This window comes from Haladaptatus litoreus (assembly GCF_900156425.1).
Taxonomy (GTDB): Archaea; Halobacteriota; Halobacteria; order Halobacteriales; family Haladaptataceae; genus Haladaptatus; species Haladaptatus litoreus.
This window is the reverse complement of sequence record NZ_FTNO01000001.1, coordinates 812,712-829,500: the sequence shown is the minus strand read 5'-3', so window position 1 is coordinate 829,500 and position 16,789 is coordinate 812,712. Positions and strand designations below refer to the sequence as shown.

Below are 16,789 nucleotides of genomic sequence, written 5' to 3'. Positions count from 1 at the left end.
GTCTCCGACGGCGACTGACTCGCCCATCCCAATCGAATCTATTCGAACAGTTTCTTTTCGCGGTCGATTGATCCGATTGTGTTCACATCCCCCGCCGAGAGTTCGATGTTCCGTGCGGCCAAATTCTGGTGGAGATGGGCGTCACTTTGCGAGCGCGGAATCGGAACCGCACCCGTCTCCACGAGCCACGCGAGGGCAACCTGCGCTTCCGTCGCGTCGTGTTTCTCGGCAATTGCGGTCAGTTCCGGCAGGTCGAACACCTCGCCCTGCGCGATTGGCGAGTAGGCCACGAGATTCGTGCCGTGCCGACGAGCGTCAGCGAGGAGGTCGGCCTGCCGAAACAGGGGGTGCATTTCGACCTGATGGGCGAAAATCGGCGCGTCGAGAACCTCGCGGGCAGTATCGAGTTCTTCCGGAGTAAAATTGCTCACCCCGACGTGCTTGATTCGTTCCTGTTCTCGCAGTGCATCGAATGCGGGAAGCGTTTCCTCGGGGTCGTAGGATTCGATTGGTCGATGGACGTAGAGCAAATCGACGGATTCGAGGCCGAGTTTCGAAAGGCTGGTTTCCGTACTCGCAATCACGTCGTCGTGTGCGAGGCTGTCGGCCCAGACTTTCGTGGCGACGAAAAGCTCCTCGCGGGGGATATCCGCGAGTTCGATTCCTTTCCCGACGACTTCCTCGTTTTCGTAAATCTGTGCAGTATCGAGGTGGCGATAGCCCATCTCGATGGCGCTGGCGATTCGCTCGGGGTCGGAAATCCCCATCGTCCCGAGTCCGATTTCCGGAAGCGCGTCGGTTGACATGGCGCAAAATTCGGGCGGAAGAACCTAACCGATGTGGTTCCGGAACCTCAGAGCGTAATCACGTCCGGCGCGATACTGACGGATTCCGGCGCGGCTTCAGCGTCGTTGCAAACCGCAAAGTCCCCGGTTCGGTCGGCGTCGAGGACGATTTCCGCCCCACCAACCAGCGGCGCGATGATTCCGCCAGCGACGACCCGCGGGTCGGAAAGCGGGGCGCGAACGACGACGGAGTCGCCGGGTTCGAGGTTCCACCGGTCGCAGACTGCGCTTCCTGTCGCGAGCAGTTCCGCGTGCGAAACGTCCCTTTCGCCGGTCAGTGCAATCGTTTCGGGTGAGAGGGCCGTCTCGGGAAATGTTGGATTTTCGCTCCATACGTCGGTTTCGAAATGCGAAACGGTCGGGTCGGCGGGTTTCTCCCCGTGGCCGACGTACTGGCCACCGGGCGGCAGTTCGTAGTCACCAACTGTCTCGGTCGGCGCGAGAAGCACCCGGGCATCGATGTCCCGCGGCGGGTCGAATCGCACGCTCGCACCGAGCAGGGTTGCACCGAGGAAACCGAGAATCGACTGGGCGGAACTTGACGGAACGATGCCAACCGTGACACCGTCTCGAACACCGAGATGGCGGAAGAAGTTCCCCGTTTTCCACGCAGTCGTACAGAGACGATGGTAGTCGTATCCCCGCGAATCGGGAACCGAAAGCACCGGGTCGTCGCTCCGTCGTTCGCGGGCGACGAGGTCGGAGAGTGCGTCCATGTCGGCTTTCAGATTGGTGTGCGCAAAAGCCCGGCGGTTCCGATGGTTTCGCCACCGTTCCGTCTGCCGTCACCGTGTCTGACTAACCTTTATATTTAATTGCTAGACACTCTCTGACGTAGCTATGGTAAACGTAATTCGAAAGATGGCGGAAGGAAGTTCCCACGTCGTCGAACGCTACCTTCCGGACGCATTCCTGTTCGCAATCATTCTCACAGTCGTCACGTATGGACTTGCCTTCGTTGCGGTTTCTCCCGGGCCGAATGGGTATTTCTCCCACGCGGAAAATATTCTCGTCACGGGTTGGTACGGCGGCTTTTGGGGATTGCTCACGTTCGCGATGCAGATGACGCTCATCCTGATGACGGGCTACGGACTGGCAAAAACGGAATTCGTGGATGGCTTACTGACCCGAGCGGCGGCCATCCCGTCCAGCGAACGGAGTGCCGTCGCGTTCGTTCCCGCCGTTGCCGCACTCGCGTCGTTCGTTCATTGGGGACTCGGACTCGTCGTCGGCGGAATCTTCGCCCGGAAAGTGGCCGAGGAGATTCGAACCATCGACTTCCCCATCATCGTCGCTGGTGCGTATTCGGGGTTCATCGTCTGGCACGGCGGCCTCGCGGCGTCGATTCCGCTGAATTTGAACTCGGCTGGAGACAACGGCAACTTTCTCATCGCAAGCGGCGTTCTCAACGACACTATCGGTACGAGCCAGACGATTTTCACGACCGCAAATCTCGTGCTGTTCGTCGTGGTCGGCCTCGTCTTCCTCCCGCTCCTGTTCGTGCTGATGTACCCCGAGAGCGACGAGAAAAAGCGTCCCATCGACCCCGCCAAACTCGAAGCCGCGGCGGACGGCGGCGAGGCGGAAACCAAAGTAACGACAGTACCCACCGGAACGACGACCTTCGCTGACCGAATCGAACACTCCCGCGCCGTTGCGTGGGGAATCGGCCTCGGCGGCCTGTTGGCAGTTTTCGGCTACTTTTGGCGGGGAATCGCGGACGGCACGATGCCATGGAACAACCTCGACCTGAACATCGTCAACTTCACATTCCTCTTCCTCGGCATCCTCCTGCACGGTACGCCTGCGAACTACATCGAGGCGATGAAAGAGGCAGTTGAAAACGTCTGGGGTATCATCCTTCAGTTCCCGTTCTACGCTGGTATCATGGGAATCATGAGCTACGCGCCGGAGGGTTCGACCAGCCTCGCCACGCAAATCGCGCAGGGAATGGTGCAGGTGTCCCCCGACGGCACCCTCCCCGCGGTGGCGTTTCTCACCGCTGGCGTCGTGAACTTCTTTGTCCCGAGTGGCGGTGGCGAGTGGGCAGTCATCGGCGAAACGCTCGTTACCGCCGCACAATCCAGCGGAACCAGCGTTCCTCGTGTCGCCATGGCCGCCTCGTGGGGTGACGCATGGACCAACATGATTCAGCCCTTCTGGGCCATTCCACTCCTCGCAATCAGCGGTCTATCGGTTCGTGATATCATGGGGTACTGTGTGCTCGTTCTGCTCGGCAGTGGCGTCATCATCGCGGTGGGAATTACGGTTCTGCCGATGTAGAACCACCAGATTTTGCCAGTGAGCGCGGTTCCACCGCGCTCACTGGCAAAATCTGGACCAAAAGCACTGGAAGACGTTCCTGCTCACTGCGTTCCGCGGGCGTGCGACTTCCGAGCCATTCACTCGCTCCTCTCACGAAGACATTCCTCTCCCCCTCAGTCGCGCTTCGACGCTCCTTCGAGGGATTCGTCGGCCCGCTCGTTCGTCGTTCCTCCTCACTCGCGGAGAGTGTGCTGGCACTCTAGTGGATGTGTAATTCTGATGCTGTCGATTGTGTAGATTCTGACTCTGGCTGATGTGTCGGTTGCTGATTCCTGCTGTCAATGAAAGTTCGAGGAATTATAGCGGTTGTCTCGTCTGCCTATCGCGCACTCCTTCCGTCGTGCGCACGCGGAAAAGTCAATCGTCTCGACGGAGTAGATAGCTCAGTCCCGCGATACCGCCGAGGGCGGCGAGAAATCCGAACCCGGGGAGGCTTCCACCTTCCGTCGAACTCGTCGTCTCCGTAGCTGTGTCCGTCGAATTCGGAGCAGTCGATTGCGTCGTCGTGGCCGATGGTGTCGAAGAAGTCGTTGCAGTCGTAGACGTTGGCGTACTCGTCGTCGTGTTGTTCGTCCCGTTCGTGGTCGCGGTGGTCGTCGGTTGGACGATTTCGATTTTTCCGCGCATCGACTGCTCGTCGAGTTGCGAAAAGTACGTCGCCATGGCAGGTTTCGCGGTGAACTCAAGCGTCTGTACCTGTCCCCTCGTGCTCACGACTTCGGTTTCTTCCAGCGTGTTTCCCTCCCCGTCCGCGATGGCGATGTTGTGCGGTTGCCCGTCCATGTTCTCCCACGCGATGACGTACGTCTTTCCGGCCTGCATCTGAATCGTCGGATTCGTCTCGTCAGCGATCGGGTCTGGAGCGCGACCAATCCATCCCGACAGTTGGCCGCCTAATTCGAACGTCGCGGCCTGTCCTCGCGCGACACCGACGAGCACGCCCGCTCCAATCATCGTCTGTACGAACTGCCTGCGTGAAAACTCAACGTGGGACATTCGAGCGTGTACTTCCTGTACTACCTATCTATAGATATGCATATGCTTAGCTCATTCGGCTCGAACAAGAGATTAGACTGGGCAAGCGGAGGTTAGAAGCTGTTTTTGATGCGCTCGAAAAAGCCCTTCTCGACGCTCACGTTCTCGCCGCCCGCCTCCGCGAACGCCTCCAACGCCTCTTTCTGCTCGTCGTTCAGCGATTCGGGCGTCACGACCTGCACCTTCACGTAGAGATCGCCGTTTCCGCGACGCCGGAGCCGGGGCATTCCCTTCCCCCTCAGGCGGAACGTCTCGCCGCTTTGAGTGCCCGCCGGAACGTCCATTTCGACCGACCCATCGAGCGTCGTAATCTCGATTTCGTCGCCGAACACAGCCTGCGGGAACGAGAGCGGTTTCCGATAGAACAAGTCTGCGCCCTCGCGTTCGAAGTCCGGATGGTCGTTCACCCGAATTTCGATGAGCAGGTCGCCGTTCGGCCCGCCGTTTTCGCCCGGCGCACCTTCGCCCTCCATCTGGAGCGTCTGTCCGTCTGCGATGCCCGCCGGAATATCGACGTTCAGTGTCGCTCGGCGGTGAACGACGCCGTCGCCGCCGCAGTCGCCGCAGGTTTCCTCGTACAGTTCGCCCTCACCGCTACAGCGGCCGCAGGTTCGAGACTGTTGAACGCGACCGAACGGCGTCTGTTGCACCTGTGTGACCTGCCCCTGTCCCTGACACTCCGGACAGGTCTGCACGTCGGCTCCTTTCGGATGACCTTTTCCGTCGCACGTGCCACAGCGTTCCGGACGCCGAACCGACACCTGCTTTTTCACGCCTTCGAAGGCATCTTCGAGGTCGATTTCGACGCCGGTTCGCAGGTTCGACCCCTGTCGCGGGCGATTCGGATTACGGCCACGGCCACCGCCGCCACCGAAGAACTGTTCGAAGATGTCACCCATGCCACCCATTCCGCCACCGCCGCCGAACGGGTTGCCGCCGCCAGCACCGGCGCCGTTGCCGTCGAACCCGCCACGCTTTTCGGCCTGTTCGAATCGGTCGTGGCCCATCTGGTCGTAGGCTTGGCGCTTCTCGTCGTCAGAAAGCACCTCCTTTGCCTTCTTGACCTGCTTGAACTTCTCTTCCGCGTCCGGTTCGTCGCTCACGTCCGGGTGGTACTCCGCGGCCTTCTTTCGATACGCGCTCTTGATGTCGCTCTCGTCGGCGTCCCGACTCACACCGAGCACGTCGTAGAAATCCTCACTCATCAGTTATCCTCAGTAAAGTTGGGGAATACTTGAATCGCCCGTCTATTCGTCGTCGTCGTCCACGTCTTCGAAGTCGGCGTCCACGTACTCGTCTGCATTCTGGTCGTCAGCACCGGCACCTGCGCCTGCACCGGGACCGCCGCCCATGCCGCCCGGGCCAGCGCCGCCGCCCATTCCGCCGGGGCCTGCGGCACCGGCTTGTTGGGCTTGCTCCTGTTGCTGGTACATTTGCTTGCCGATTTCCTGAAGCGCCTTGCTCAGGTCTTCGGTTGCGGCTTCGAGTTCGTCTTTTTCGACGTCCTCGGCTTCGAGCGTCTCTTGGACGTCTTCGATTGCATCTCGGATGTCTGCTTCGAGGTCCTCGTCGATGTTCTCCTCGTTCTCTTCGAGGAGCGTCTCGGCGCGCTGAATCGCGCCTTCGGCGGCGTTGCGCGCTTCGATGAGTTCACGCCGTTCTTTGTCCTCTTCTGCGTGCTGTTCTGCTTCTTCCTGCATGCGCTCGACTTCGTCGTCCGAGAGGCCAGCGCCACCTTCGATGGTGATTTCCTCACTGTTGCCCGACCCGTGGTCTTCGGCGGAGACGTTGACGATTCCGTTTTCGTCGATGTTGAACGCGACTTCGATTTGCGGCGTTCCGGCGGGTGCTGGCGGAATGCCTGCGAGGTGGAACTCGCCGAGCAGTTCGTTGTCGGCGGCCATCTCGCGCTCACCTTGGAAGACACGCACCTGCACCGAAGTTTGGTTAGCCGCGGCGGTCGTGAAGATTTTCGATTCTTCAGTTGGGATGGTCGTGTTCTTGTCGATGAGTCGTTCGAACAGGCCACCTTTCACTTCGATACCGAGCGAGAGCGGCGTCACGTCGAGCAGCACGATGTCGTCCACGTCGCCGGAGAGAACGCCGCCCTGAATCGCCGCGCCGAGTGCGACGGCTTCGTCGGGGTTGACGTTCTTCTTCGGTTCCTGTCCGGTCAACTCTTCGACCTGCTCCGTGACCTGCGGCATGCGGGTCGAACCGCCGACGAGGATGACTTCGTCGATGTCGCTCTTGTCGTAGCCCGCGTCCGAAAGCGCCTGCTCGGTCGGTTCGACCGTGCGCTCGATGAGGTCGCTCGTCAGGGATTCGAACTTCGCGCGGGTGAGGCTGTTCTCCAAGTGAACAGGCCCGTTGTCCGTCGCCGTAACGAACGGGAGGTTGATGTCCGCCTCCTTTCGCGAGGAGAGTTCGATTTTCGCCTCTTCAGCGGCGTCCTTGAGTCGCTGAAGCGCCTGCCGGTCGTCGCGGAGGTCGATACCGTGGTCCGACTCGAACTCCTCGGCGAGATAGTCGATGATGGCGTGGTCCCAGTCGTCGCCACCGAGGTCGTTGTCACCGTTCGTGGCGACCACTTCGTAGACGCCACCGCCGAGGTCGAGGATGGAAACGTCGAACGTTCCGCCACCGAGGTCGTAGACGAGAACCGTCTGGTCGGACTCGTCGTCCAGTCCGTAGGCCATCGACGCCGCGGTCGGTTCGTTGACGATGCGCTCTACGTCGAAGCCAGCGATTTCGCCAGCGTTCTTCGTCGCCTGTCGCTGTTTGTCGTTGAAGTACGCGGGAACCGTGATGACCGCATTCTCCACGTCGTCGCCGAGATATTCCTCGGCGTCGCGTTTGATCTTCTGGAGAATCATCGCGGAAATCTGTTCCGGCGTGTACTCTTCGCCTTCAATTTCGACGCTGTAGTCCTCGTCGCCCATGTGGCGTTTGATGGACTGAATCGTCTTCTCGGGGTTCTGGACGGCCTGATTTTTCGCCGGTTTCCCGACGAGACGCTCGCCGTCGTCAGAGAACGCGACGACCGAGGGTGTCGTCCGGTCGCCTTCCCCGTTGACGATGATTTCAGGGTCGCCACCTTCCATTACCGCGAACGCGCTGTTCGTGGTACCGAGGTCGATACCGAGAATCTTGTTACTCGTCATTTGACGCTATCTTGCGCTTTCGCTCCTTTAAACCTTGCTACACGGGACGAACCGGGAAACGAATTGAATCGGGCGCCCGCGTGCGATTTTTGTGAAAAATCGACAGACGGAAAAGAGGGGTATATATGTTGACCGCAATCAGATTATTTCTGTATTATTTCCTTCGTCACTAGAATTTACTACTCACCGGAACCATCGCCGCTCCCGTCACTCACAGTGACTTGCGCGGCCTGCAAGACTTTATCGGCCATCTCGTAGCCCGGTTGGTACACGTCCGCGATGGTATCTTCGGGATGGTCGCTTTCGACCCGAAGCATTACTTCGTGGCGCTGAGGGTCAACCTCCGCGCCCGGTTCGGGGTCGATTTCCGCGACGTTCTCGTCTTCGAACACGCGGTCGAGTTCCTTCAGCGTGAGTTCGACGCCACTGCGGAGACTTTCGACATCTTCGTGTTCTTCCTCGACGGCGCGTTTTAAGTTGTCGCGCACGTCGATGAGACGGTTGACGACATCCTCGGTCGCGCGCTTTTCGAGTTGTTCCTGTCGCTTTTTCGCCCGCTTTTTGTAGTTTTGGAAGTCGGCTTGCTTTCGTTTCAATCGCGTGCGAAGGTCGTCAATTTCGGTTTCCTGTTCCTGTCGTTCCGACTCGATGGCGACGAATCGCTCTTCGACAGCCTCCGCGAGGCTCTCGTCGTGAGACGCGATTTCCGCGACGAGATCTGTTTCTTCCGCGCTCAGTATGTCTTCGTCGGTCGGCTGTTCGCCCGTCGTGCTTTCGTCAGCCGGTTTCTCGTTCGGAGTGTCGTCTTCGACGTGGTCGTCGTCTGTCGTCTGGACAGGCTCCTCGGTCATACATACTGAAAGTCCGTGCGTGCGTTTAAGGGTTACAGAAACGGACTGCGTTTTACAGAAACGAACCCAGTTCGATTCGAGCCAAGAGGGAGACGAGCGTATCGGCCGTAAGCGAATATCCCGGTCGGCCGACCAGCCCGCTCAGGGGGTCGTACTCGACCAACCCGCGATAGGAGAGAGTAGGGAGGCTGTTCCGCGAGAGGTCGTCGAGAACCGCTTCGAACGTTTCGTCAGGAACCGATTCGGGGGCGATTCCGTGTTCCAATCCGGCAACTTCTCTGGCGAGCACTTCCACTCCCATCGGGGCGTTCTCCGCGTGGCGGGCGAGCGAATAGAGGATGTATCGGTTGCGCTCTTTGGACAAGCTAATCACCACTGAGCCGACGGACCCCCGAGCCATTCTCAGTCCCTTCCACAGTCGTCGCAAACGAATTTTAACCCCCGTAACCGTTTCCCATCGTTCAGTGTTCGTAATGCGAGACGAGTAAGGGACAACGAGTGCCGTATCCGAGTGTTCCGAACGACGAAATTGGATGTGACTGTTTCATTGAACGCCGGTTGTCGGTAACGATGGCTTCGCGCCGATAAGCCAGCATTCGAGCGCGTTCGAGCACGCTCGTTCGTTTCTTCTTTCCTTTCCCGCTCCGATACCGAACAGAATCGCCTCCCTACTCGTGCCACCACGGGACACAACCCTTTTCGGGCGTGCGAAAGAACGGAGAGGTATGGCAGACGAGGAAGCCAACGAAAACGACAACGGAAACGATGGCGAAGAGAAATCGTTCCGAGAGCGCGTCGAGGAAATCAGGGAGAAACGTGCCGAAGAAGGCGACGAAGACCGAGAAGATCGAGAGGAACGCCTGAAAGAAGCCCTCGGCGGCGGCGGCCCGGGCGGTATGGGCGGCGGCGGGGGCGGAAACCCGTTCGCACAGATGATGGGCGGCATGATGGGCGGCGGCCCCGGTGGAATGGGCGGCGGTCCAGGCGGCCGCGGCGGTGAATCCGCCGGAAATGAAGACCTCACCCGTGAGGTTCGACAGCTTCGGGACGAGGTTCGCGACGTAACCCGACAGCTTCAGCGCATCGCTGACGCGCTCGAAGACGACTAATCCGGTATTTTCACCGTCACGATTTCCGAAACGCTCGTAACCTGTCACCCAACTTTCGGCAATTGTATAACCGAAAACGGGGTTTCTTATAGCTCGCACACCTGTTTCGGTTCGTAACAGTGTCCGAGGAGACGAGCGACAGCAGTTCACTTGGCCTACTTACCAACCGCGAGTTCATCGCGATTTCGAGCACCGCGTTCGCGCGGAGTCAGGCGTACTCGACCATCCTCATCGCGCTGGCGCTGTACGCCGACATGTTCCAGACGACGAGTACCATGGAGGGACTGTTCGGCACGGCGTTCGCCATCGTTCAGTTGTTCATCGTCCTCCCGTTGGGTCGGTACATCGACACGCGAAACTCGAAGCGAATTCTGTTGTTCGGACTCCTGCTCAACGTCGTCGTCTTCGTCGGCTTCATGTTCGTCGAAAACGTCACCCACGTCATTCTCGTTCGCGTGCTCCAAGGAACTGCCGCGAGCATCCTCTGGCTAACCGGAATGACCGTCGTCGGCGAAATCAGCGAGGACGGTTCGAGAGGCCTGTGGATTGGAACCTACAATCAGGTCGGCGCAATATCGAGTCTCATCGGGGACATCGTCGGCGGACTCCTGCTGTACGTCTACGGTTTTCAGGAAACCTACATCGCGCTTTCCCTCGTCACTCTCGGCGCGTTTTTCTCCGTCCTCTTGTTCCTCCGGGACAACCCCGGCGGGCGAAAAGACCCCGAGGATTCGAGCGGCAGAGAAACTATCGAAATGCTCCTCGGACGGTCGGCCATCAAAGCCCTCGTCTTCTTCCGCCTCTCGTTCAGCGTCGGGAAGATGGCGGTCATCACCTTCCTTCCCATCTACGCCTACACAGAGTTCGGCATCAACCCGTTCATGGTCGGCGGCATCATGGCGGGCGGAAAACTGACCAAAGCCATCACGCAGGGGAAGGTCGGCCACTGGACGGATCGCATCACACACACCCACTGGTTCATCCTCGCGGGCGCGCTGGTGTACGCGCTCGGCACGGCACTCATCCCGCTCGCCGGGTTCGCACACGTCTACATTCCGGATACGACCGTCACCGCGCTCGGCGAGGAGATGGCGCTCCCCGGAGCCTTCTTCGTCCTCTTCGCGGCCTACGCCGTCCTCGGAATCGGGGACAGTCTCCGCCTTCCGGCCAGTATGGCCCTGTTCGTCGGCGAGGGCGAGCAGTTCGACGCCGTGGCCTCCAGCCTGTCCCTGCGCTCTATCGCGTGGAAAGTCGGGCAGGTCGGCGGCCCGGTGCTGGTGGGTGCCATCTGGGACGCCACCAGCGTCCTCGTCGCCTTCTGGACTGCATCCGGATTCATCGTCGTGTCGTCGCTCGTGTTCGCGTGGCTGTACAGCAGTGACCCTGTGCCCGAACAGGTCGATGCTGTCGGCGGGGATTAGCGACGAAGAGTTGGTGAAATACCGTTTGTAGCGGTTTGCTTCTTTTACAGAGTGATGCGGGTGAGGTCAATTTGCTACCCCTCGGACTGCCACGACTGCAGGTCACGCCTCTGCTCGCGCAGTCACCCTCGGCCTTCAACCGATTGTTTACCTTGCTACCGGTTTCGGCAAGACGATTTTCTGAAAAAAGAGCTGAACGAATTCGAGTTGGGCGGGCAGGCTGCTGGCCTGCCCGCCCTGCTGTCCTGGTGGCAACGGGCGAAGCGAGGAGTGAGCGACTGGAAGGAGCGAGTGACAAGCGAGGGCGTGGCTTGGAGTCGTGACTTCTGCGGTCCTCACTCCACTGAAATCAATGTCAACAGCTCGTAGACGTGACGTAGAGTCGTGATTTGCAACAAGCATAGCGACACAAGCAATCGTAGGGAAAACAGTCGCATCTGCAACTGCAAAATGCTATCAAAAACCAAACTCTCGTACCAATCCTGCTAGCCGAAGACGGAACGATGAAACCACTGAAGCCCTAAACGCGACTATGGACGAACAACCGGGACTCTCCGACCAGTACCGAAAATCCAGTCCGTGGCCGCTGTTCGTCGCGTTCGGGTTGGCGCTTTTCGAGGTCGGTATCGTCATGGCGCAGTATCTCTTTCCCGTCGCCGTCGGCGGCATGCTGATGTTCGTCGGGAGTTGTGTCGGCATCCTCCGCGAGTCGGAGTACATCAAAAGCCCGTGGAAAGGACTCGTCGTCTCGGCGGGACTGGCGTTCGCCGTCGGCGGCGTCGTCTGGACGATGACGACCGGCGACGTGCGACTTCGGGGGACGGCCATCCTCATCGGTGGTGCCATCCTCCTCGTTGGCGCGATTGCCGGTGCCCTCTGGACGGGGTCCAGTATGAACGCGTCGGAAATGCCGTAAATCGAGGCGATTTCGAGTCCGTTTGGGTGCGGTTTCTCGCTACCACGAACCATTAACCTATTTGATGCCCCCTTCGTTATCTCTACGTACTATGGCAGAACGTGTCTTCGACCGGGAAACGATACTCGACACCACGGTTAACGTGATTCCGCTCGGAATAATGGCGTTTTTCTTCGTCGTTTTCCTCGTCTTCGCGCCGTGGGGCGGCAGTTCTCTCGTCGGCCTCATCAGTTTGGCCCTTATCGTCATCCCGTTCATCGGGCTGGCTCTGCTAACGTATCTCACGGCGCGAGCGCTATAGGCGAAGTCGTAACCTAACCTTTCTTTACCCCGTAGTACTCACCCTTTCGCATGGCAGCTACAGGGCAGATAGCTCTCACCGTAGTGATGGGAGTGTTTTTGCTGGCGGTCGCCACGTTCCTCGCCCGAATCGAGGACTGGCGGTCTTACACGCCTCTTACCGGAGGGGGCTATGGGTATGCAGAACCGACCGGGCAGGCCCACGAGGAGAAACCTGCCGGAATCATTCGGTGGTTAACGACAGTTGACCACAAGGACATCGGCCTACTGTACGGAACGTACGGTATTATTGCGTTCGCGTGGGGTGGCATTGCGGTGCTTCTCATGCGCGCGGAACTCGCCGCACCGGCGACTGACTTCATCGACCCGAACCTCTACAACGGGTTGTTGACCACGCACGGAATCACGATGTTGTTCCTGTTCGGGACGCCAATCATCGCGGCGTTCTCGAACTACTTCATCCCGCTTCTCATCGGCGCGGACGACATGGCGTTCCCACGAATCAACGCCATCGCGTTCTGGCTCCTGCCACCCGCGGCGATTCTCATCTGGCTGGGATTCCCGCTCGCGATGCTCGGGTTCAACGTCGAACCCGCCCAGTCGAGCTGGACGATGTACACCCCGATTTCCGCGGAGCGCGGCCTGTCGTCCAACCCGGACGTGCTGAATCCCGGAATGGACTTCATGCTCCTCGGCCTGCACCTCTCCGGTGTCAGCGCGACGATGGGTGCAATCAACTTCATCGCCACCATCTTCACCGAGCGTGGCGACGATGTCGGATGGCCTGACCTCGACATCTTCTCGTGGACCATCCTGACCCAGTCGGGACTCATCCTGTTCGCGTTCCCGCTTCTCGGGAGTGCGCTCATCATGCTCCTGCTCGACCGTAACTTCGCCACGACGTTCTTCACTGCGGAGGGTGGCGGCCCGCTCCTGTGGCAACACCTGTTCTGGTTCTTCGGCCACCCCGAGGTGTACATCCTCGTCCTGCCGCCGATGGGACTGGTCAGCCTCATCCTCCCGCGGTTCGCGGGCCGGAAACTGTTCGGGTTCAAGTTCATCGTCTACTCGACGCTCGCAATCGGTGTCCTCTCGTTCGGTGTCTGGGCGCACCACATGTTCGCCACGGGTATCGACCCACGACTCCGCGCGAGCTTCATGGCGGTGTCGATGGCGATCGCAATCCCGAGCGCCGTGAAGGTGTTCAACTGGATTACCACGATGTGGAACGGTCGGCTTCGCATGACGACGCCGATGCTGTTCTGTGTCGGCTTTATCTCCAACTTCATCATTGGCGGCGTCACCGGGGTCTTTCTGGCGGCGATTCCGGTCGACCTCGTGCTCCACGACACCTACTACGTCGTGGGTCACTTCCACTACATCGTGATGGGTGCCATCGCCGTCGCTGGCTTCGCAGGCATCTACTACTGGTTCCCAATCTACACCGGTCGGATGTACCAGAAGCGGCTCGCACACATGCACTTCTGGCTCACGATGATCGGGACGAACCTCACGTTCTTCGCCATGCTGTTCCTCGGTTACGGCGGCATGCCACGACGATACGCGACGTTCCTCCCGCAGTTCGCCACCATGCACCAGCTCGCAACCGTTGGTGCGTTCATCATGGGTGTCGGTCAGCTCATCTTCGTTTGGAACATCGTCCAGTCGTGGCTCGAAGGGCCACACGCCCCCGCTGACCCGTGGAAACTCGGCGAGGACGGCCTACTCACGAAGGAGTGGACGTGGTTCGAGAAGAAACAAGAAACGGCGCTCACCGACGGTGGAGAAGGCGACGGCGCACACACTTCGGACGACTAGTCCGACAGTAGTCGAGAATCGTTCCGATTCTCGAACAAACCACAATCGAAACGAGCAGCAATCGACGGAACCGATTTCCCTTTGTTTTTCTTTCTCCGAGCGTAATTCCGTTTACGTCGTCGCGAGGATGATTCCCATCGAAAACATGAGTACGGCGATGCCGCCGAGGACGAGCAACAGCAGTTCTTTTTCGGACATACTCGAAGTAGGGACGAGTGGATGAAAAGGCTAATCCTTGCCCTGTCGCAACGTTGATTCGTGCCCTCTCGATTCCACGGACGGTGGCTCGTCGTCGGTCTGTACGCCCTCATCGTCTCGTTCGCCGGATTCGTCGGCGTCCTGCTCGGCCTGTACGGCCCGGAGGATATGCGCCCTGTCTCCCTGCTGGGCCTCATCGAAATTCAACCGACAGCCATCGGGCTGGCGATTTTCGGTATGACCACCATCGGCCTATTTTTGGGTATCCTGCTCTTTCTGGTGATGTTCGTTTCGGAACGCTACGACGACGCCGACCCGAAGGTCTAAGCCAAACCCCTGCGACGTGCCACCATGTACCACGTTTTGCTGGCGTTGGACGAAACCGAGTCGCGCGCGGTGGCACAGGCAAACGCGATTATTTCCCTCCCTGAATCAAATTCGGAAGTGAAAGCCAGCCTTCTGCACTCGTTTACTGACAATCCGAGCGGCGCGTCGGCACTGCAAATTGCGAGTGTCCGACGGGCACAGGAAGCGTTGGAAGACGCCGGAGTCGAAACCCATGTCGTCGAGGCGAGCGGCAATCCCGCGGACGTCATCCTCGACGTCGCCGAGGAACAGGATGTGGACTGCGTCTGCGTCGGCGGGCGACGGCGGTCGCCCGCCGGAAAAGCTCTGTTCGGAAGTGTCGCTCAATCCGTCATCTTGAACGCAGACCGGCCGGTGCTCGTCACTGGTGGCGGCGGGGAGTGAAAGGCCAAATCGACACTGCAGTTTCACGGAAAATACAGCGGAACGACGGGGTGGCACCCCGTCGTTCCGCTGAAGTGGGTGGTCGCCTACCCCTGCCCGACCATCCTGTCCTCGTCGTCCCACTCCTGTTCGCGGAGTTCGTACTTCTGTACTTTTCCGGTCGCCGTCGTTGGCAGTTCGTTCACGAACTCGACTTTGCTGACGACCTTGTAGGCAGCCATCTTCTCGCGGGTGAACTCCCGAATTTCTTCCTCCGTGACGCCCGGTTCGTCGGGGTTGCCGGTCGCCGGGATGATGAACGCCTTCGGCGTCTCGCCCCATTTGTCGCTCGGCGCGGGGATAACCGCCACGTCGCTCACGCCATCGTGGTCGAACAGCGTATCTTCCAACTCGATGCTGGAGATGTTTTCCCCGCCGCTGATGATGATGTCCTTTTTTCTGTCCTGAATCGACACCATCCCGTACTCGTCAACGACTGCGAGGTCGCCCGTGTGGTACCAGCCCTCTCGGCGGTCGTTGAAGGCCTCCTCGGTCGCTTCGGGCTTCTCCCAGTAGCCTTCCATCACCTGATTGCCGCGGACGACGATTTCGCCGATTGAGGCGTCATCTCGCGCGACGTCCTCGCCGTCCTCGTCCACGACGGCGACTTCGGTTCCGAGGTAGCCGATTCCCTGTCGCTTCTTCAACGAAAATCGCTCCGGGCCATCGCCGAGCAGTCGTCTGGCGTCGGAGGTCGTGATGAGTGGCCCCGTTTCCGTCGCGCCGTAGACGTGTTTCAGGTACCATCCGAACTCGTCCTCGACGGTTCTGATGGTTGCCTCCGGTGGAGCGCTTCCCGCGGTGGCGACCCTGACATCCTTTGTGCCCGCCGTTTCCGGGCCGTGTTTCTCGTGGTGTTCGATGAGCATGTTCAACACGGTCGGCGCGGCGCAGAAGTAAGAAACGTCTTCTGCGACCACCGTCTCGAAGATTTCCCCGGCGTCGATACCGCGCGTGCAGACGTGTTTCGCACCCATGCCTGTAATCGCGTAGATGTGGCCCCACCCATTGACGTGGAACATCGGGAGCGTCCAGAGGTAGGTGTCGTCGTCACGAATCTCCTGATGAATCGTGATGAGGTAGGCGTGGAGCGACTCGGTTCGGTGGGTTCGCATCACGCCCTTCGGGTCGCCCGTCGTCCCCGAGGTGTAGTTGATGGTGATTACGTCGTCTTCGTCCATCTCCGGACGTTCGTACTCCGGTTCCGTATCCGCGACGATTTCCTCGAAATCCTCCCAGTCGCCCTCGGTTTTCTCCGAGTCGTTGCTGATGAACGTCTCCGTCGGCACTGCGCCGCGGATAGCTTCGATTTTGCCGGCATATTCGTAGTCCGCGATTATCGCGTCAACTCCCGCGTCGTTTAGGATGTACTCGAAATCGTCCGGCGTGAGTCGATAGTTGAGCGGCGTGTGAATCGCGCCCAACTGCATGATTCCGTAGGCCGATTCGAGGTGATAGTGCGTGTTCGGGTCGAGGACGGCCACCCTGTCACCCTTTTCGATGCCGCGCTCCGCGAGCGCCGCCGAAACCCGGTCGGCGCGCTCGCCAAATTCGCTGTAGGTGTAGCGTTCACCTGCGGTTGCCACGACTGCTTCCTCGTCGCCGTAGTGATTCCGCGCTCTGTCGAGGAAATCCGTTACGAGTAGTTCCCGCTTCATACTGAATTTTGCATCACTGTTCATGATATAGGTTCGGGCTACGGGAACATTTGCAAGTAGCAGTGGAGTGGTTTTGTGATACAACTGGTTGTAACTGCTTGTGACGAGACACCGGTTGCAACTTCCGACGACAAATCACGCCCTCACTCAATTAGTCACTCGTAGCAGGCCACTCGTTCCCTCGTTCGTTCGCCCGTAGGCCAACGAAAATTCAGTCGGTTACTTTTCGGAATTTGTTTTTCGCAGTCTGATTGATTTTCAGCGGCGTGGCTTACTGCCAGCAATTGTAAACGACACGCAACCACAGAAATCCGTGCCACTAAAAAAGGCGGTTCACTTCGACAACCGAGAAAAATGAAT

Annotated in this window: 16 protein-coding genes; 8 read left to right on the top strand and 8 right to left on the bottom strand. The window is 59.3% G+C overall.

Annotated elements, in window-relative coordinates; all coding sequences use genetic code 11:
* Nucleotides 1-38 precede the first annotated feature (38 nt).
* Nucleotides 39-806 carry an aldo/keto reductase gene (locus BW974_RS04235; protein WP_076428280.1) on the bottom strand — a complete coding sequence of 256 codons (768 nt, stop codon included), beginning with the start codon at nt 804-806 and terminating at the stop codon, nt 39-41.
* 47 nt (nt 807-853) lie between these two features.
* Nucleotides 854-1,561 (bottom strand): class I adenylate-forming enzyme family protein, encoded by a 708-nt coding sequence (locus BW974_RS04230; RefSeq protein ID WP_076428278.1) that lies wholly within the window; start codon nt 1,559-1,561, stop codon nt 854-856.
* A gap of 124 nt (nt 1,562-1,685) precedes the next feature.
* Here BW974_RS04230 and BW974_RS04225 point away from each other — a divergent pair, with 124 nt between their 5' ends.
* Nucleotides 1,686-3,128, top strand: a complete 1,443-nt coding sequence (locus BW974_RS04225; protein WP_076428276.1) for a short-chain fatty acid transporter — start codon at nt 1,686-1,688, stop codon at nt 3,126-3,128.
* Nucleotides 3,129-3,527: 399 nt separating this feature from the next.
* On the opposite strand, the gene BW974_RS04220 is transcribed toward BW974_RS04225, so the two are convergent.
* The 5 genes from BW974_RS04220 to BW974_RS04200 all read right to left on the bottom strand — a co-directional run bounded on the left by BW974_RS04220 (nt 3,528) and on the right by BW974_RS04200 (nt 8,620).
* Complete coding sequence (locus BW974_RS04220; protein ID WP_076428274.1) at nt 3,528-4,166, bottom strand: cupredoxin domain-containing protein; 639 nt, start codon at nt 4,164-4,166, stop codon at nt 3,528-3,530.
* Between the two features lie 92 nt (nt 4,167-4,258).
* On the bottom strand, nt 4,259-5,410 hold the full coding sequence (gene dnaJ / locus BW974_RS04215; protein WP_076428272.1) for a molecular chaperone DnaJ: 1,152 nt from the start codon (nt 5,408-5,410) through the stop codon (nt 4,259-4,261).
* A 42-nt stretch (nt 5,411-5,452) separates the two neighbouring features.
* Complete coding sequence (dnaK, locus tag BW974_RS04210; RefSeq protein ID WP_076428270.1) at nt 5,453-7,369, bottom strand: molecular chaperone DnaK; 1,917 nt, start codon at nt 7,367-7,369, stop codon at nt 5,453-5,455.
* A 179-nt stretch (nt 7,370-7,548) separates the two neighbouring features.
* Nucleotides 7,549-8,220: a nucleotide exchange factor GrpE gene (grpE, locus tag BW974_RS04205; protein WP_076428268.1), complete on the bottom strand. Its 672-nt coding sequence runs from the start codon at nt 8,218-8,220 to the stop codon at nt 7,549-7,551.
* Nucleotides 8,221-8,272: 52 nt separating this feature from the next.
* On the bottom strand, nt 8,273-8,620 hold the full coding sequence (locus tag BW974_RS04200) for a DUF7344 domain-containing protein (RefSeq protein WP_076428265.1): 348 nt from the start codon (nt 8,618-8,620) through the stop codon (nt 8,273-8,275).
* A gap of 325 nt (nt 8,621-8,945) precedes the next feature.
* On the opposite strand from BW974_RS04200, the gene BW974_RS04195 reads away from it, so the two are divergent.
* The 7 genes from BW974_RS04195 (at nt 8,946) to BW974_RS04165 (ending at nt 14,732) form a co-directional block, all read left to right on the top strand.
* On the top strand, nt 8,946-9,329 hold the full coding sequence (locus tag BW974_RS04195; protein WP_076428262.1) for a hypothetical protein: 384 nt from the start codon (nt 8,946-8,948) through the stop codon (nt 9,327-9,329).
* 119 nt (nt 9,330-9,448) lie between these two features.
* Nucleotides 9,449-10,750, top strand: a complete 1,302-nt coding sequence (locus BW974_RS04190; RefSeq protein WP_076428260.1) for an MFS transporter — start codon at nt 9,449-9,451, stop codon at nt 10,748-10,750.
* 532 nt (nt 10,751-11,282) lie between these two features.
* Entirely contained in the window at nt 11,283-11,666 is a 384-nt protein-coding gene (locus BW974_RS04185) for a DUF7541 family protein (RefSeq protein ID WP_076428257.1), read from the top strand.
* Between the two features lie 91 nt (nt 11,667-11,757).
* Complete coding sequence (locus BW974_RS04180) at nt 11,758-11,967, top strand: DUF6684 family protein (protein ID WP_076428255.1); 210 nt, start codon at nt 11,758-11,760, stop codon at nt 11,965-11,967.
* Nucleotides 11,968-12,053: 86 nt separating this feature from the next.
* Complete coding sequence (gene ctaD / locus BW974_RS04175; protein WP_076428252.1) at nt 12,054-13,784, top strand: cytochrome c oxidase subunit I; 1,731 nt, start codon at nt 12,054-12,056, stop codon at nt 13,782-13,784.
* A 258-nt stretch (nt 13,785-14,042) separates the two neighbouring features.
* Complete coding sequence (locus BW974_RS04170) at nt 14,043-14,309, top strand: DUF7520 family protein (RefSeq protein WP_076428250.1); 267 nt, start codon at nt 14,043-14,045, stop codon at nt 14,307-14,309.
* Nucleotides 14,310-14,333: 24 nt separating this feature from the next.
* Nucleotides 14,334-14,732, top strand: coding sequence for a universal stress protein (locus tag BW974_RS04165; protein ID WP_076428248.1), 399 nt, complete (start codon nt 14,334-14,336; stop codon nt 14,730-14,732).
* Between the two features lie 86 nt (nt 14,733-14,818).
* Here BW974_RS04165 and BW974_RS04160 read toward each other — a convergent pair whose 3' ends face one another.
* Nucleotides 14,819-16,429, bottom strand: coding sequence for a long-chain-fatty-acid--CoA ligase (locus BW974_RS04160; protein ID WP_076428246.1), 1,611 nt, complete (start codon nt 16,427-16,429; stop codon nt 14,819-14,821).
* Nucleotides 16,430-16,789 lie beyond the last annotated feature (360 nt).

Excerpts from the sequence above, each read along its gene's own strand:
- BW974_RS04235 (WP_076428280.1), bottom strand. The coding sequence starts at position 806 with ATGTCAACCGACGCGCTTCCGGAAATCGGACTCGGGACGATGGGGATT.
- BW974_RS04230 (WP_076428278.1), bottom strand. The coding sequence starts at position 1,561 with ATGGACGCACTCTCCGACCTCGTCGCCCGCGAACGACGGAGCGACGAC.
- BW974_RS04225 (WP_076428276.1), top strand. The coding sequence starts at position 1,686 with ATGGTAAACGTAATTCGAAAGATGGCGGAAGGAAGTTCCCACGTCGTC.
- BW974_RS04220 (WP_076428274.1), bottom strand. The coding sequence starts at position 4,166 with ATGTCCCACGTTGAGTTTTCACGCAGGCAGTTCGTACAGACGATGATT.
- dnaJ (WP_076428272.1), bottom strand. The coding sequence starts at position 5,410 with ATGAGTGAGGATTTCTACGACGTGCTCGGTGTGAGTCGGGACGCCGAC.
- dnaK (WP_076428270.1), bottom strand. The coding sequence starts at position 7,369 with ATGACGAGTAACAAGATTCTCGGTATCGACCTCGGTACCACGAACAGC.
- grpE (WP_076428268.1), bottom strand. The coding sequence starts at position 8,220 with ATGACCGAGGAGCCTGTCCAGACGACAGACGACGACCACGTCGAAGAC.
- BW974_RS04200 (WP_076428265.1), bottom strand. The coding sequence starts at position 8,620 with ATGGCTCGGGGGTCCGTCGGCTCAGTGGTGATTAGCTTGTCCAAAGAG.
- BW974_RS04195 (WP_076428262.1), top strand. The coding sequence starts at position 8,946 with ATGGCAGACGAGGAAGCCAACGAAAACGACAACGGAAACGATGGCGAA.
- BW974_RS04185 (WP_076428257.1), top strand. The coding sequence starts at position 11,283 with ATGGACGAACAACCGGGACTCTCCGACCAGTACCGAAAATCCAGTCCG.
- BW974_RS04180 (WP_076428255.1), top strand. The coding sequence starts at position 11,758 with ATGGCAGAACGTGTCTTCGACCGGGAAACGATACTCGACACCACGGTT.
- ctaD (WP_076428252.1), top strand. The coding sequence starts at position 12,054 with ATGGGAGTGTTTTTGCTGGCGGTCGCCACGTTCCTCGCCCGAATCGAG.
- BW974_RS04165 (WP_076428248.1), top strand. The coding sequence starts at position 14,334 with ATGTACCACGTTTTGCTGGCGTTGGACGAAACCGAGTCGCGCGCGGTG.
- BW974_RS04160 (WP_076428246.1), bottom strand. The coding sequence starts at position 16,429 with ATGAAGCGGGAACTACTCGTAACGGATTTCCTCGACAGAGCGCGGAAT.